This is a genomic window from Pseudescherichia sp., from assembly GCF_031998825.1.
Lineage (GTDB): Bacteria > Pseudomonadota > Gammaproteobacteria > Enterobacterales > Enterobacteriaceae > Pseudescherichia.
The window spans coordinates 38,176-52,084 of the sequence record NZ_DAMACX010000033.1; the positions used below are offsets into that span (position 1 = coordinate 38,176).

Annotated in this window: 15 protein-coding genes; 6 read left to right on the forward strand and 9 right to left on the reverse strand. The window is 57.5% G+C overall.

Annotated features, from left to right (window positions below):
• Positions 1-9 precede the first annotated feature (9 nt).
• The 3 genes from rarD to RTP97_RS15045 are packed head-to-tail and all read left to right on the forward strand — an operon-like array spanning position 10 to position 1,833.
• Positions 10-903 carry an EamA family transporter RarD gene (rarD, locus tag RTP97_RS15035; protein ID WP_312415058.1) on the forward strand — a complete coding sequence of 298 codons (894 nt, stop codon included), beginning with the start codon at positions 10-12 and terminating at the stop codon, positions 901-903.
• A gap of 32 nt (positions 904-935) precedes the next feature.
• The gene (locus tag RTP97_RS15040) at positions 936-1,448 is read left to right on the forward strand and encodes a hypothetical protein (protein WP_312415060.1); all 513 of its coding nucleotides are present in this window, start codon (positions 936-938) and stop codon (positions 1,446-1,448) included.
• A 4-nt stretch (positions 1,449-1,452) separates the two neighbouring features.
• The gene (locus RTP97_RS15045) at positions 1,453-1,833 is read left to right on the forward strand and encodes a DUF2628 domain-containing protein (protein ID WP_312415063.1); all 381 of its coding nucleotides are present in this window, start codon (positions 1,453-1,455) and stop codon (positions 1,831-1,833) included.
• A 37-nt stretch (positions 1,834-1,870) separates the two neighbouring features.
• Here the strand turns inward: RTP97_RS15045 and corA are convergent, their stop codons facing one another.
• From corA to lptM, 8 genes are all read right to left on the reverse strand, one after another.
• A complete protein-coding gene (gene corA, locus RTP97_RS15050; RefSeq protein ID WP_222889085.1) occupies positions 1,871-2,821 on the reverse strand; it encodes a magnesium/cobalt transporter CorA in 951 nt (316 codons plus the stop codon).
• Positions 2,822-2,969: 148 nt separating this feature from the next.
• Positions 2,970-3,026: a YsgD/CorL family protein gene (gene ysgD / locus RTP97_RS21450; RefSeq protein WP_353621329.1), complete on the reverse strand. Its 57-nt coding sequence runs from the start codon at positions 3,024-3,026 to the stop codon at positions 2,970-2,972.
• A 148-nt stretch (positions 3,027-3,174) separates the two neighbouring features.
• Positions 3,175-5,337 (reverse strand): DNA helicase II, encoded by a 2,163-nt coding sequence (gene uvrD / locus RTP97_RS15055; protein ID WP_312415065.1) that lies wholly within the window; start codon positions 5,335-5,337, stop codon positions 3,175-3,177.
• A 62-nt stretch (positions 5,338-5,399) separates the two neighbouring features.
• Positions 5,400-6,116 carry a 5-amino-6-(5-phospho-D-ribitylamino)uracil phosphatase YigB gene (yigB, locus tag RTP97_RS15060; RefSeq protein WP_312415067.1) on the reverse strand — a complete coding sequence of 239 codons (717 nt, stop codon included), beginning with the start codon at positions 6,114-6,116 and terminating at the stop codon, positions 5,400-5,402.
• On the reverse strand, positions 6,116-7,018 hold the full coding sequence (xerC, locus tag RTP97_RS15065; RefSeq protein ID WP_312415069.1) for a tyrosine recombinase XerC: 903 nt from the start codon (positions 7,016-7,018) through the stop codon (positions 6,116-6,118). Before xerC ends, yigB begins: the two co-directional genes overlap by 1 nt.
• Complete coding sequence (locus RTP97_RS15070; RefSeq protein WP_312213833.1) at positions 7,015-7,722, reverse strand: DUF484 domain-containing protein; 708 nt, start codon at positions 7,720-7,722, stop codon at positions 7,015-7,017. Before RTP97_RS15070 ends, xerC begins: the two co-directional genes overlap by 4 nt.
• On the reverse strand, positions 7,719-8,543 hold the full coding sequence (gene dapF, locus RTP97_RS15075; RefSeq protein ID WP_312415072.1) for a diaminopimelate epimerase: 825 nt from the start codon (positions 8,541-8,543) through the stop codon (positions 7,719-7,721). Before dapF ends, RTP97_RS15070 begins: the two co-directional genes overlap by 4 nt.
• Before the next feature lie 35 nt (positions 8,544-8,578).
• Entirely contained in the window at positions 8,579-8,782 is a 204-nt protein-coding gene (gene lptM, locus RTP97_RS15080; protein WP_312213837.1) for an LPS translocon maturation chaperone LptM, read from the reverse strand.
• 135 nt (positions 8,783-8,917) lie between these two features.
• Here lptM and cyaY point away from each other — a divergent pair, with 135 nt between their 5' ends.
• Entirely contained in the window at positions 8,918-9,238 is a 321-nt protein-coding gene (gene cyaY, locus RTP97_RS15085; RefSeq protein WP_312415074.1) for an iron donor protein CyaY, read from the forward strand.
• 69 nt (positions 9,239-9,307) lie between these two features.
• Here the strand turns inward: cyaY and cyaA are convergent, their stop codons facing one another.
• Positions 9,308-11,854 (reverse strand): class I adenylate cyclase, encoded by a 2,547-nt coding sequence (gene cyaA / locus RTP97_RS15090; RefSeq protein ID WP_312415075.1) that lies wholly within the window; start codon positions 11,852-11,854, stop codon positions 9,308-9,310.
• Between the two features lie 344 nt (positions 11,855-12,198).
• On the opposite strand from cyaA, the gene hemC reads away from it, so the two are divergent.
• Both hemC and hemD read left to right on the forward strand, forming a co-directional pair.
• Positions 12,199-13,140 carry a hydroxymethylbilane synthase gene (gene hemC / locus RTP97_RS15095; protein ID WP_312415078.1) on the forward strand — a complete coding sequence of 314 codons (942 nt, stop codon included), beginning with the start codon at positions 12,199-12,201 and terminating at the stop codon, positions 13,138-13,140.
• Positions 13,137-13,877: a uroporphyrinogen-III synthase gene (hemD, locus tag RTP97_RS15100; protein ID WP_312415081.1), complete on the forward strand. Its 741-nt coding sequence runs from the start codon at positions 13,137-13,139 to the stop codon at positions 13,875-13,877. Before hemC ends, hemD begins: the two co-directional genes overlap by 4 nt.
• The last annotated feature ends 32 nt before the right edge of the window (positions 13,878-13,909 follow it).

Here is a 13,909-nt window from a genome sequence, read left to right on the forward strand (position 1 = left end):
GATGTTCCGATGGATGCTAAGCAGACGCGGCAGGGTGTATTACTCGCTCTTGCCGCTTATTTTATTTGGGGTATCGCCCCGGCGTACTTCAAGCTGATCGACTACGTTCCCGCCAATGAGATCTTTACCCACCGGGTCATCTGGTCGTTCTTTTTTATGGTGGTGCTGATCAGCATCAGCCGCCAGTGGTCACGGCTCAAAAACCTTCTAGGCACGCCAAAGAAAATCCTGCTGCTGGCCCTCTCGGCGGTCTTGATCGGCGGTAACTGGCTGCTGTTTATTTGGGCGGTCAATAACCATCACATGCTGGAAGCCAGTCTCGGCTACTTTATCAATCCGCTGGTCAATATTTTGCTGGGCATGCTCTTTCTTGGCGAGCGCTTCCGTCGCATGCAGTGGCTGGCGGTGATGCTTGCTGGCTGCGGCGTGCTGGTGCAGCTCTGGACCTTTGGCTCGCTGCCCATCATCGCCCTGGCGCTGGCGTTCAGCTTTGCCTTCTACGGTCTGGTGCGTAAGAAAATTGCCGTCGATGCCCAAACCGGCATGCTGATCGAGACCCTGTGGCTGCTGCCGGTCGCCGCCGTCTGGCTGTTTGGCATCGCTGACAGCCCGACCAGCCACATGATGAATAACCCATGGTCGCTCAACGTGCTGCTGATGGCGGCGGGCGTGGTAACCACCATTCCGCTGCTCTGCTTTACCGGTGCGGCTACCCGTCTACGCCTCTCGACGCTGGGATTTTTCCAGTATATCGGCCCGACGCTGATGTTCCTGCTGGCGGTCACCTTCTATGGTGAAGTACCGGGGATGGATAAGATGGTGACCTTTGCCTTTATCTGGGTGGCATTGGCGGTATTCGTGATGGACGCTATCTATACCCAGCGCCGGATGCGCAAAATATAACGTATCTTCCCCTCTTCACAGGGAGAGGGGAAATGCACGCCCGTCGGCGCTTACGCCCTACCAAAATTCATAGTCTACAATTAACAAACACTTCGCAATTTAATACTATCCTTAATACCTTCCAGAAACAGCGTTATAATATGCTCTATAAAATATTCATTCCTACTAATAGTGGTAGAATTTCTCGAGGCCTCTATATTGCGGCTTTTCTGCTAATTAATATCCTCGCGTTAGTTTTATTTGCCGAGACAGAGAGCGGTTGGATACTTACGGTAGAGGCCTTTATTTTCCAGTACCTTGTGATCAACATTAATTGCTGTCGACTGCGCGACAGCGGCTTCAGAAAGATAGCATGGTACATATTACTGACAATTGTAGTTTTCATCATCGCTGTACTGGCCGTCATGTATGAAGAGTATGACGTGACGGGCAGTGGCTTCAGGATTTATCTGGCGTGGTACTTCATCTGCTTTATCGCGCTGATTCTGGCCCCTACGGAGGCACAGGATCCTGCACCGCATAGAGATACTCATAGCAAGGAATAACAATATGAAACACGACTATCTAAACGATCCTTCCATTAGTGATAAATGGAAATTCCGTTTTTCTTTTCTGGATAAGACCGGGGTGCCGGGCTTCTGGGGAAATACACCCGAATGGAAGGCGGCTTATAAGAAGTTGACCTTTGGTCAGCGTCTGAAAGTGGCAATAAACTTTTATGCCCTCTTTTTCTCAGTTATCTATTTACTGATCCTCGGCCTGTGGAAAAAAGCGATAGTTGTTATCTTATTGCAAATTTTGGTCGGTTTTATCATCTTCTTAACCGATTTTGGTTGGCTGAGTTCGATTGTGTCGCTATGGGTCGCCTTCCGAGCCAATATTTGGTATTACCAGAAAGTCGTGCTTAAACAGCAAGACTGGAGTCTTTAGAGCGAATATCGGCGGTTCGGTTGAACCGCCGTGAAATTCAGAGCCAGTTTTTGCGTTTAAAGTAGAGATAGGGTGCCAGGCCAGCAAGCATCATAAAGACGATCGCGCCAGGGTAGCCAAAGCTCCAGTGCAGCTCCGGCATAAACTCAAAGTTCATCCCGTAGCTGGAAGCCACCAGCGTCGGCGGCAGGAACACCACCGAGACCACCGAGAAGATCTTGATGATGCGGTTCTGCTCGATATTGATAAAGCCCATCGCCGCCTGCATCAGGAAGTTGACCTTCTGGAACAGGGACTCATTATGCGGCAGCAGGGATTCGATATCGCGCAGGATCTCGCGGGCCTGTTCCAGCTGGCTGCCCGGCAAGCGCGCTTTACGCACCAGGAAGTTCAGCGCACGCTGGGTATCCATCAGACACAGACGTACCTTCCAGCCGATATCCTCCTGCTCTGCTAGCGCCGAAAGCGCCTCGTCATACTCATCGCCCTGCTGGCCTTCCATAATGACGCGGCTAAGCTTCTCCAGGTCGCTGTAGATGTTCTCAATCTCATCCGCCAGCTGTTCGATTTTGGTTTCAAAGAGATCGAGCAGCAGCTCGTAGGCGTTACCGTCAACCATTGCCTGGCTGCGGGCGCGCATCCGGTAGAGGCGAAACGCTGGAAGCTCACGCTCGCGCAGGGTAAACAGGCGGCCGTCACGAATGGTGAACGCCACCGTCGAGTTACCGGCGTGATCCTCTGCATCTTCAAAAAAGAAGAAGGAGTGGATATGCAGCCCGTCCTCATCCTCAAAGAAACGCGCGGAGGCTTCGATATCCTCCAGTTCAGGACGCGTCGCCAGGCTCTGACCGAGGTCCGTCTGCACACGGTTACGTTCATCATCGTCCGGCTCGACCAGATCCACCCACACCGCATCGATCAGGGTAGGTGCCTCTTCAACCTCGAGACGGGTGAGACGGTTATTTTCCAGTTGAAATGCGCTCAACATGACCGGGACTCCCAATACAAAAATTATCGGACAGTTCGGTGGGCACACAGAAACAAATTGGGTTTCAGACCATTAAACAGCCTGACTCAGCGCGACGGGAATTATTGTCGCTGACAACCACTAAGGCCATCAGCGCGAGGAGATAGCCTTAGGAGTTGTTCCTGAATGACAGGGAATTGAGCCAGCATCTACTGGGTGTGTCCAAGGCGAATGTCCTCTTAGCGTGATCGTGCGCGCATGTTACGCCAGCTAAAATATGGCGTCAACACGCAACGGAACGCTGAAGAACAATAATTGGCCTTCAGCGTTTAAGGGTAGCAGAGTGTTACAAAATAGTGATATTTTTCTGAAAGTTACACTTCTTCCAGCCGTGCGTAAGCGGCCACCAGCCATTTGATCCCCTGGCCCTGGAAGGCCACCTGCAGACGGCTGTGCTCACCGCTGCCCTCGAGATTAACGATAGTGCCTTCGCCAAATTTTGGATGACGTACCCGCTGGCCGAGCTTATAGCCGGAGTCGTTCTGCGCCACCGGGGTGCCCATGCGCTGATGGTTCACCGGACGGCTGATACTGGCGCGCAGGCGCACCTCTTCCACACAGTTCTCAGGCAGCTCGCCGATAAAGCGCGATGGACGATGGTAGACCTCTTTGCCGTACAGACGGCGGGTTTCGGCATAGGTCAGGGTCAGCTTCTGCATGGCGCGGGTCACGCCTACGTAGGCCAGACGGCGCTCCTCCTCCAGCCTGCCGCCCTCGTCCAGGGACATCTGGCTGGGGAACATCCCCTCCTCCATGCCAACGATAAACACCTGTGGGAACTCCAGCCCTTTTGCCGAGTGCAGGGTCATCAGCTGCACCGCATCCTGCCAGGTATCGGCCTGCCCCTCGCCCGCTTCCAGCGCCGCGTGGGAGAGAAACGCCTGTAGCGGCATCAGATCTTCGTCTTCGTCGTTGTAGCTAAACTGACGCGTTGCCGTTACCAGCTCCTCTAAGTTTTCGATACGTGCCTGACCCTTTTCGCCCTTCTCCTGCTCGTACATCATCCACAGGCCGGAGTCTTTAATCACCCGATCGGTCTGCACGTGCAGCGGCATATCGGCGGTCTCCTGGGCCAGGGCGTCGATAAGCTCAAGAAAACGCTGGAGCGCATTGGCAGCGCGTCCGGCCAGAGCCCGCTCCTGCAACAGCTCCCGGCTGGCCTGCCACAGCGTCAGCTGACGATCGCGCGACGCCTGGCGCACCACGTCCAGGGTGCGATCGCCAATGCCACGCGTTGGCGTATTGACCACGCGCTCAAAGGCCGCGTCGTCGTTGCGGTTAGCAATCAGGCGAAGATAGGAGAGCGAATCTTTGATCTCCTGGCGTTCAAAGAAGCGCATGCCGCCATAGATGCGGTACGGCATGCTAACCTGCAACAGGGCCTCTTCCAGCACGCGCGACTGGGCGTTGCTACGGTAGAGGATTGCGCACTGCTCCAGCGCCCCGCCGCTCTCCTGCCAGGTTTTGATGCGGTTAACCACGAAGCGCGCTTCGTCGAGTTCGTTGAACGCGCAGTAGAGCGAAATCAGCTCGCCATCGAGGCCCTCGGTCCAGAGCTTTTTCCCAAGGCGACCATTGTTGTTCTCAATCAGGGCGTTAGCCGCGCTGAGGATGTTGCTGGTCGAGCGGTAGTTCTGCTCCAGGCGGATGGTCTCTGCGCCAGGGAAGTCGTTGAGGAAGCGCTGGATGTTCTCTACCTGCGCGCCGCGCCAGCCGTAGATGGACTGGTCGTCGTCACCCACGATCATCACCTTACCGGTGTCGCCTGCCAACAGGCGGATCCAGGCATACTGAATGTTGTTAGTGTCCTGGAACTCATCCACCAGGATGTTGGTAAAGCGCTCGCGGTAGTGGTTGAGAATATGCGGCTTGTTGAGCCACAGCTCGTGGGCGCGCAGCAGCAGCTCGGCGAAGTCCACCAGCCCGGCGCGATCGCACGCCTCCTGATAGGCCTGATAAACCTTCTGCCAGGTCTGCTCAACCGGGTTACCAAAGCTCTGAATATGGTGCGGGCGAATGCCCTCGTCTTTCTGACCGTTGATGTACCACATTGCCTGGCGCGGCGGCCACTGCTTCTCGTCAAGATTCATGGCCTTGATCAGACGGCGCAGCAGGCGCAGCTGATCCTCGCTGTCGAGGATCTGGAAATCCTGCGGCAGGTTGGCATCCAGGTGGTGGGCGCGCAGCAAGCGGTGGGCCAGCCCGTGGAAGGTGCCGACCCACATGCCACCCTGGGTAGTGCCCATCAGTTGGCCAATACGGTGGCGCATCTCCGCCGCCGCCTTGTTGGTAAAGGTTACCGCCATAATCGAGTATGGCGAGCAGTTCTCTACGCTCAGCAGCCAGGCGATACGGTGAACCAGCACGCGCGTCTTACCGCTGCCTGCGCCCGCCAGCACCAGCATATTGCTGCGCGACGCGGCAACGGCGTCACGCTGTTTGTCATTAAGGCTGTCGAGCAGGTAAGAAACGTCCATTGGCACCGCCGGGGAAAAGGGGCCGTACAGACCCCTGTTAATATATACAGATTATCTGGTGATTATATCAGCGAGGTCAGAGATGCCAACCGGGAAATTTCAACGTGGGGTAATAAGCGGCTGTCAGCGGCCGTAAGCAGGCTAACGCCTTTCGGTTTGATCCAACAGGCCTGCATCCCGCAGCGGATCGCCCCCGCCACGTCAGTGGTGAGGTCATCGCCCACGTGCAGGATCTGCCCCAGCGGCAGGTCGAGCTTCTCCGCCGCCAGATGGTACATATCCTGATGCGGCTTCGAGCGCCCGTCGGGGCCAGCGCGCAGGACAAATTCAAAGTAGTCGCCAAGGCCAAACCGCTCCGGCTGCGCGTTGCCGTTGGTGATCGCCACCAGCGGCCACTTTTTAGCCAGCGCCGCCAGCGTGTCGTGCGTTGCCTGCGGGACGTCGATCCGGCTGCGCCAGATAGCAAAGTTTGCCATCGCCGCGGTGGCCCCCTCCTCTGCCTCTTCCGCGCTCAGGCCGGCATCCAGCATGGCACGCTCCACCGCACGCCGCCGCCACTCCGTGACGTCATGGTAGATATCCGGCTCACTTTCGCGCAGCGCCTGGCGCAAACGGTGAAAGTCGGTATTTTGCAGATGGCTAAGAGAAGGATGATAGTTCTGCACGAAGGTCAGCGACTCGTGCTCGGTCCGCAGGATCACCTCACGGTTATCGTACAGGGTGTCATCAAGGTCAAAGGTCAGGGCCGAGATCTGACCCAGTGGGCGGTAAAAACGCATTATTTCCCCCGTTTAGCGCGTGGATGCGCCGCGTCGTACACCGAGGCAAGGTGTTGAAAATCGAGATGGGTATAGATCTGGGTGGTGGACAGGTTCGCATGCCCCAGTAGCTCCTGCACGCCGCGCAGGTCGCCGCTCGACTCCAGCATATGGGTGGCAAAGGAGTGACGCAGCTTATGCGGATGCACGTGGCTGTTCAGCCCCTGCTTGATGCCCCACTCGGCAAACCGCTTCTGCACGTTACGCGCCGAAATACGCTTGCCGAGCTTCGACAGGAACAGCGCGTCTTCATCCGTACCAAACAGCCCGCGTAGATCCAGCCAGTGTTCAACCCAAATTACCGCGTTGCGGCCTATCGGCAGACGCCGCTCTTTACTGCCTTTGCCCAGCACCCACACCTCACCGGTGTCGAGATCGAGATGGCGGATGTCCAGATTTACCAGCTCAGACAGACGCAGGCCTGCGCCGTACATCACCTCCAGCATTGCCCGGTCGCGCACGGCCAGCGGATCGTTAAGATCGATATCCAGCAGGCGGTTAACGTCGTCGACGTCGATGTTTTTCGGCAGGTGGCGCGGCGCTTTCGGGGCAGATATCCCCTTCGCCGGATTGGCCACCAGCTCGCCCTGGCTTACCAGCCAGTCAAAAAAGCTGCGCAGGGCCGAAAGCCGCAGCGCCAGGCTTGCTGGCCCCAGCCCCTGACGTCGGCTCTTGACCGCAAAGCTGCGTACCACGGCGGCATCGCACTGCGGCCAGCTTTTCACGCCGCTCTCGTCCGCCAGCATGATGATGGCCGCGAGCTGGCGCTCGTAGTTCAGCAGGGTGATTGGACTCAGCTGCCGCTCGACGCTCAGGTAGCGCAGAAAACGGGTTACCAGCGGCTGCAGCGGCGAGTCGATCATATGCGTTCAATCCAGCGCGCCAGCAGCTCAGGCAGCATTGCCGCGACCTCCTGCAACAGCTGGGTGCCCTGATCTGGATGATAGTGGGTTACATCCCGGCTGCTGAAAATAATCACCCCCAGATCGCCATCGTGGCCCATCATGGAGAGTGCCACGGAGCCGATCGCACGGGCTTCAGGGAGCAGGAGCAGCAGTTCAGGTCCGTTAAGCGGCCCCAGATAGTGATTCTCCTGGCCCAGACGCTGAATACGCAGCGGCTCAAAGGCCTGGCGGCTCAGGGCCAAATGGGTAAAGTCAGAGGGTGCGCCGATGCGCCAGCGGTCGGAGAACAGACGGATGCTGGCACCGGCCAGACCCATCTCTTTTGCCCAGCGCTGGAAACGCACCAGCAGATCTTCCAGGCTGCTGGCCGCGGCCATCTGTCCCTGCAGGCGCAGCAGGCAGGAGAAGAGATCTTCATTACTGCTCGCCTGCTCCATCAGCAGGGTCATGTTCTCTTCCAGCACGTTGATATGGTTGCGCGCGCGCACCATCTGCCACTCAACCAGCGATACCGCGCCACGCACCGGGTGCGGGACCTCAATCATCTGCACCGCCTGGGCGTTGCGGATAAAAAACTCAGGATTACGCAGCAGGTAATCGACGACCTCGCGATCGGTAAGTTCGGCCAGGGCCGCCTGCTGCTCTTCCTCAATGTGCTTCATAGATGAATAAATCCGTCGTAGACGTGTGTTGCCGGGCCGGTCATAAACAGCGGCTGGCCCGGTCCCTTCCAGGCGATATCAAGACGGCCGCCTGGAAGCTCCACGCGTACCTCTTCTGCCAGTAAACCTTGCTGGATCCCCACGGCCACCGCCGCACATGCGCCGCTGCCGCAGGCCTGGGTCTCGCCCGCACCGCGTTCAAAGACGCGCAGGCGAATATGTTCGCGCTTAACAACCTGCATAAAGCCGATATTGGCGCGCTCCGGGAAGCGTTCATGGCTCTCCAGCACCGGGCCAAGCGTTTCGACCGGGGCGGTGTCGACACTCTCCACCTGGATCACGCAGTGCGGATTCCCCATCGAAACGACGCCGCACAGAATGGTCTGTTCAGCAGCGCGCATGATATAGGTTTTTTCCGCTTTGTTCGCCCGAAACGGAACGGCGGCCGGATCAAAGTTCGGCTCACCCATATTAACCCGCACCAGCTCATCTTCCGTGACGCTCAGCACCATCCGCCCATTGGCGGTGCTAACGCGGATATCGCGCTTGTTAGTCAACCCCTTCAGCCGCACAAAGCGGGCGAAGCAGCGTGCACCGTTGCCGCACTGAGACACTTCGCTGCCGTCAGCGTTGTAGATCCGGTAGTGAAAGTCGAGATCGGGATCGTAAGGCGGCTCGACGATCAGCAGCTGATCGAAGCCGACGCCCTGATGACGATCTGCCAGCCGGCGGATCAGCTCTGGTGAGAAAAAGACATTCTGCGTTACCGCGTCGACGACCATAAAGTCGTTGCCAAGGCCATGCATTTTAGAGAACTGCATCATTGACTCCATTGCACAGAAACAGAATGTTACCGTTAGTAAATCACCTGGGTCGGGCCGTCAGTGGTACCGCGATCGTTACGCGTCGGCGTGCTCGTCTGGGCCGGGTTATCCACTTTCTTCGTTGGCGGTGGCGCAGATTTGTCAGCGGGCGGAAAATAGAGAGGTCCCTTCAAACCGCAGCCCGTCAGGCTAAACAGGGTTAGAAGTACCGCCAGCGAACGAAAAACGTTTTTCATTATGGTTGCCTGTAAGTTCATGCTTTATGTTTTCTATCATCGCAGGAGAGGGCGCAAAAGCAAGAGTTTGCACGCCGCCTGCAATGGGAATTATTTCGCGTTATACTGCCGCCATCACGATCAGAAGGAAAAAAAATGAACGACTCTGAGTTTCACCGTCTTGCCGATGGCCTGTGGCAGAACATTGAAGAGCGCCTGGATAGCTGGGACGGCGACAGCGATATCGACTGCGAAATTAACGGCGGCGTGCTGACCCTGACCTTTGAAAACGGCAGCAAAATTATCATCAACCGTCAGGAGCCGCTGCACCAGGTCTGGCTGGCCACCAAACAGGGCGGCTACCACTTCGATCTGAAAGGCGACGCCTGGATCTGCGATCGCACCGGCGACAATTTCTGGGATCTGCTGGAGCAGGCGGCAACGCAGCAGGCCGGGGAGCCGGTGCGCTTCCGTTAATTACGGTTTTGCGCCCTTGTAGGCCCGGTAAGCGCAGCGCCACCGGGCGTTACCTCAGGGAAACCGTCCTCAGGAAAAATAGTGCTGCAGCAGCGGCGCGTCGTTGTTTGGACTGGCCGGCGGCGGCACGCCAATCGCCTGGTTACGGAACGGGATCACCTGCGCACGCCCATCCACTTTCACAATCTGGTAGAACTGCGGCAGATTGAAGTTGATAAAACTGGAGCCGTAGGTAAAGCGATCGTGGGATGAGGAGTAGAAGCGGCTTACGTCGCGCACCAGCTCCTCTTTGCTGCCCTCGCAGTGGTGATACACCTCTGCCCGGTTGCTCTCGTCCAGAATGTAGATGTTAAAGCCCGTCTCGTCGCCCGCCTCTTCAAAGAAGAACTGGATAATCCCTTCGCTGGCAAACCCATCAACCACCGGCGGCAGTTTGACCTGGTTGGTCTCTACCTGCACCGACAGGCCGTGCAGCTTGTTGTGGGAGATCGCCCCGTAGAACTCAATGGCATTCTCCAGCTTCTGCACCGAGACGTTGAGACGTTCAAAGAAGAGCCCCCAGGTCTGCCCGGCAACGCGCAGCGCTTTAAAGCGTCCGGTCTCCTGGCGGGTGCTGGAGAGGCGCAGTTCAATACACTCTGACACCAGCTGCTGCACGCGGGTACGAATCAAACCGCGCAGGTGCTGGCTATAGCAGAACACCTCCACGCTGTCCGGCGGCGCGGCGTCCTGGTGCATCTTGCCGAGAATGGTCTTCAGCGCCTCGATCATCGCCTGCTCGCCGTTAAAGTGCAGGGTACGCACCTCGTTCCACGAGTTGCGATAGAGCAGATCGACGCTGCCCACCAGGCAGTTTTGCTGCTCGCCGAAGCTGAACACGTCCAGCTTGCGGAAGTCAAAATGGACCACCTGATTGCGGAACGCCGCCGTCGGGTCGTACTCCAGATTAACGATAATCGCCAGATGACGAATTTCACACGGGCTGTAGAGCGCCTTCGGCGTCGGCGCGGGCAGGCGCAGCGGGAAGTGGTGCGACACGTCGGCCACCATCTCCTGCAGCTTCGCCAGATCGACAATGCCGTTGCCCTTAATAAACAGATGCGTACGCGACGTCAGCAGGCCGTTAAACCACGCCCACGCCACCAGCTTGTTGAGATAGCGGTTATACTCCAGCGGCTGCTGGCTGATAATCGAATCCATGCTCGGGGCGCGGTTGTAGAGATACCAGCCGGAGCGGTTGGCACGGCCCGGCGGTACATGAATAAAGGTCAGATTCGGCTCAGAGAGATCCGGCGAAATCTGCGGATTGACCAGCGTCACTTTCCCCGGCAGCGCTTCAAAGGCGGCATACAGCTTACGGGTCAGTACGCCAATATCCTGCGGGCTGGCGGAGACGCTAAGGTTGTTGCGTCGCGCAAAGCGGATCAGGTTACGGTAGCTCTGCATCATGGCATCGAGCAGTTCGTTATGCGCTTCGCGCACCTGGCCGATTTTCCAGTTGGCGCGGTTATCGAGCATGGCGAGACGCGCTTCGTCCCAGCCCCACTCCTTCACCAGGGAGCTGACAACTTCACGTCGCCAGCCAACACAGGCGCGCTCGCGGCTCAGCTTTTCACATACTTTTAAGTAGAAACATCGACGCACCAGGTCGAGGCGCGTGAAATCCTCGATCGCCGTCAGGTAGTGGGTGACCCGCTCCAGCATCATGCAGTAGTGATCGAGACCAAAGGAGACGATCTCCCCGTCGTGCAGCCGCTGTTTAATATCTTTTGCCAGCAGGCGCGTGTTCGGGTACTCCCACGAGTAGGCTTCAAGCAGCAGCGTTTTCAGCACCGCTTTATAGGGGGAGTCGATGCTTTTATAGAGCTGCCACAGGCTAGCCCCGAAGTACTCCTCCGCCGACAGCGAACTGAGCCCGCCGAGATCCAGCCACTCGTTTGGCGTCAGCACGCCCTGGGCGTACAGCGACATGACGTAGTCGTCGTAGTTAGCCTCTTCATCGCCTGGAACCATGTTCCACAGGATACGCTTCCCGGCCAGTCGCACGGCGGTACGGTAGAACTCATCGAGCAGTAAAATGTGCTGGGTAGAGCCGCAGTCTTCCCCGCCGAGGCTGCCGCTTTCGTTATGGCGGAAGCGATTTTCGTCGATCAGGAAGAAGCTCACCTCTACGCCGAGCGAAGCGGCCCAGCTCTCCAGCAGGCTGCATTTACGCTGTAACAGCTGGCGCTCATCGTTGTCGAGCCACGACTGATGGCACACCCAGATGTCGAGATCGGAAGAGCTGCTCTGCCCGACCGATGAGGTGCTGCCCATGGTATAGAGGCCAGTGATAGGCAGCTCGCCCTTAGGCGACTCCTGCACCGGCAGGCCACGACTCAGCTCCAGCTCGTTAAGGTAGTGGAGCTGGTTTTCATCGGGCGTGTAGAGACAGATGCCGCAGGGAACGCTACCGTCAAGGTAACCCGGCATCAGCGGATGATGATAATGCAATAATGTAGGCAGCAGACTGTATACCTGCTGGAAAGCAGGCCCCATAGCGGCCAGCGCGCGATCGACACGCAGTTGGTTTATGGCATCCAGTCTCTGTTTCAGAGTCTCAATATAGAGGTACAAGACGTATCGCCTGATGTTTTAAACCTTTCCGTAGCGCCATGCTGACAGTAACGTCGGCAATCGCGGCCCGGTTCAGATTTTTAGTATTACAAAGATACCCGTCACCCTTTTTCGTCCTTATGATTATGTGAGGACAGACGAAAAAATGGTCTAAAACGTGATCAATTTAACACCTTGCCGATTGACCGTAAAGAAAGATGCGCTACATACAAGTGTAGCATCGTTCGTTACGTGTAAATCCCAGAATACGGCCTCTTCGCCCTTTTGCGCAATCACCCGTGAAAACTGACACCCTAAGACAACAGTGTTAGGATGGTCGATGGACGACAATGACGGTAACAAGCATGCCAGACACTATTTTAAGAATCGCCACACGCCAAAGCCCCCTTGCGCTCTGGCAGGCACACTATGTTCAGCAGCGCCTGATGGCCTGCCATCCGGGGCTTAACGTTGAGCTGGTGCCGATGGTTACGCGTGGCGATGTGATCCTCGATACCCCCCTCGCCAAAGTCGGCGGCAAAGGGCTGTTCGTTAAAGAGCTGGAGCTGGCCCTGATTGAAAACCGCGCCGACCTGGCCGTCCACTCGATGAAAGACGTGCCGGTTGAGTTCCCGCAGGGGCTGGGTCTGGTGACCATCTGCGAGCGGGAAGATCCCCGCGATGCCTTCGTCTCTAACCACTATGCGAGCCTGGACGATCTGCCGGAGGGCAGCGTGGTTGGCACGTCAAGTTTACGCCGCCAGTGCCAGCTGGCCGAACGCCGCCCGGATCTGCAGATCCGCTCCCTGCGCGGCAACGTCGGCACGCGGCTGAGCAAGCTCGATAACGGCGACTACGATGCCATTATCCTTGCCGTTGCCGGGCTGAAGCGCCTCGACCTCGAATCGCGTATTCGCGTGGCGCTGCCGCCAGAGCTCTCTCTGCCCGCCGTGGGTCAGGGTGCAGTCGGCATTGAGTGCCGTCTGGACGATGAGCGCACCCGTGCGCTGCTGGCACCGCTCAACCATGATGATACCGCTCTGCGCGTCAAGGCCGAACGGGCCATGAACACGCGGCTGGAGGGCGGCTGTCAGGTGCCTATTGGTAGCTATGCTGAACTGGTCGCCGGAGAGATCTGGCTGCGGGCACTGGTGGGCGCACCGGATGGCTCGGTAATGGTGCGCGGCGAACGGCGCGGAAAACCGGAAGAGGCCGAGCAACTGGGCGTCTCCCTTGCTGAGGAGCTGCTGGCTAACGGCGCGCGTGAGATTTTGGCCGAGGTCTATAACGGAGAAGCGCCTGCATGAGTATCCTGGTCACCCGCCCCTCCCCCGCCGGGGAGGAATTAGTGAGCCGTCTGCGCGCACTGGGAAAGGTGGCCTGGAGCTTTCCGCTGATCGAATTTACCCCTGGCCGGGAGCTGGCTACGCTGCCTGACCAACTTGCCGCCCTGACGGCTAACGACCTTATCTTTGTGCTGTCACAGCATGCGGTGGCATTTGCCCAGGCGCACCTACAGCATCACGGCCTGCACTGGCCGGTTGCTCCCCGCTATTTTGCTATCGGACGCACGACTGCGCTGGCGCTTCATACCGTAAGCGGTCTCAATGTACGCTATCCGGTGGATCGGGAAATTAGCGAAGTGTTGCTACAATTACCTGAATTACAAAATATTGCAGGTAAGCGTGCAATGCTGTTACGTGGCAACGGTGGGCGCGAGCTGCTAGGCGATACGCTGGCAGCACGCGGTGCTGATGTCACATTTTGTGAATGTTATCAACGTAGTGCGAAGTTTTATGACGGCGCGGAAGAGGCAATGCGCTGGCAGACTCGTGGGGTCACGACGATCGTGGTGACCAGCGGCGAGATGATCCAGCAGCTTTTCGCACTGATTCCGGCCTGGTATCGTGAAAACTGGTTACTTCGCTGCCGTCTACTGGTGGTAAGTGAACGTCTGGCGCACCTCGCCCGGGATTTGGGCTGGCAGGATATTCAGGTCGCTGATAACGCTGACAACGATGCGCTGCTGCGCGCATTACAATAACTCTCATAATGGGAAGCCATAATGACGGAACA

Excerpts from the sequence above, each read along its gene's own strand:
- rarD (WP_312415058.1), top strand. The coding sequence starts at position 10 with ATGGATGCTAAGCAGACGCGGCAGGGTGTATTACTCGCTCTTGCCGCT.
- RTP97_RS15040 (WP_312415060.1), top strand. The coding sequence starts at position 936 with ATGCACGCCCGTCGGCGCTTACGCCCTACCAAAATTCATAGTCTACAA.
- RTP97_RS15045 (WP_312415063.1), top strand. The coding sequence starts at position 1,453 with ATGAAACACGACTATCTAAACGATCCTTCCATTAGTGATAAATGGAAA.
- corA (WP_222889085.1), bottom strand. The coding sequence starts at position 2,821 with ATGTTGAGCGCATTTCAACTGGAAAATAACCGTCTCACCCGTCTCGAG.
- uvrD (WP_312415065.1), bottom strand. The coding sequence starts at position 5,337 with ATGGACGTTTCTTACCTGCTCGACAGCCTTAATGACAAACAGCGTGAC.
- yigB (WP_312415067.1), bottom strand. The coding sequence starts at position 6,116 with ATGCGTTTTTACCGCCCACTGGGTCAGATCTCGGCCCTGACCTTTGAC.
- xerC (WP_312415069.1), bottom strand. The coding sequence starts at position 7,018 with ATGATCGACTCGCCGCTGCAGCCGCTGGTAACCCGTTTTCTGCGCTAC.
- RTP97_RS15070 (WP_312213833.1), bottom strand. The coding sequence starts at position 7,722 with ATGAAGCACATTGAGGAAGAGCAGCAGGCGGCCCTGGCCGAACTTACC.
- dapF (WP_312415072.1), bottom strand. The coding sequence starts at position 8,543 with ATGCAGTTCTCTAAAATGCATGGCCTTGGCAACGACTTTATGGTCGTC.
- lptM (WP_312213837.1), bottom strand. The coding sequence starts at position 8,782 with ATGAAAAACGTTTTTCGTTCGCTGGCGGTACTTCTAACCCTGTTTAGC.
- cyaY (WP_312415074.1), top strand. The coding sequence starts at position 8,918 with ATGAACGACTCTGAGTTTCACCGTCTTGCCGATGGCCTGTGGCAGAAC.
- hemC (WP_312415078.1), top strand. The coding sequence starts at position 12,199 with ATGCCAGACACTATTTTAAGAATCGCCACACGCCAAAGCCCCCTTGCG.
- hemD (WP_312415081.1), top strand. The coding sequence starts at position 13,137 with ATGAGTATCCTGGTCACCCGCCCCTCCCCCGCCGGGGAGGAATTAGTG.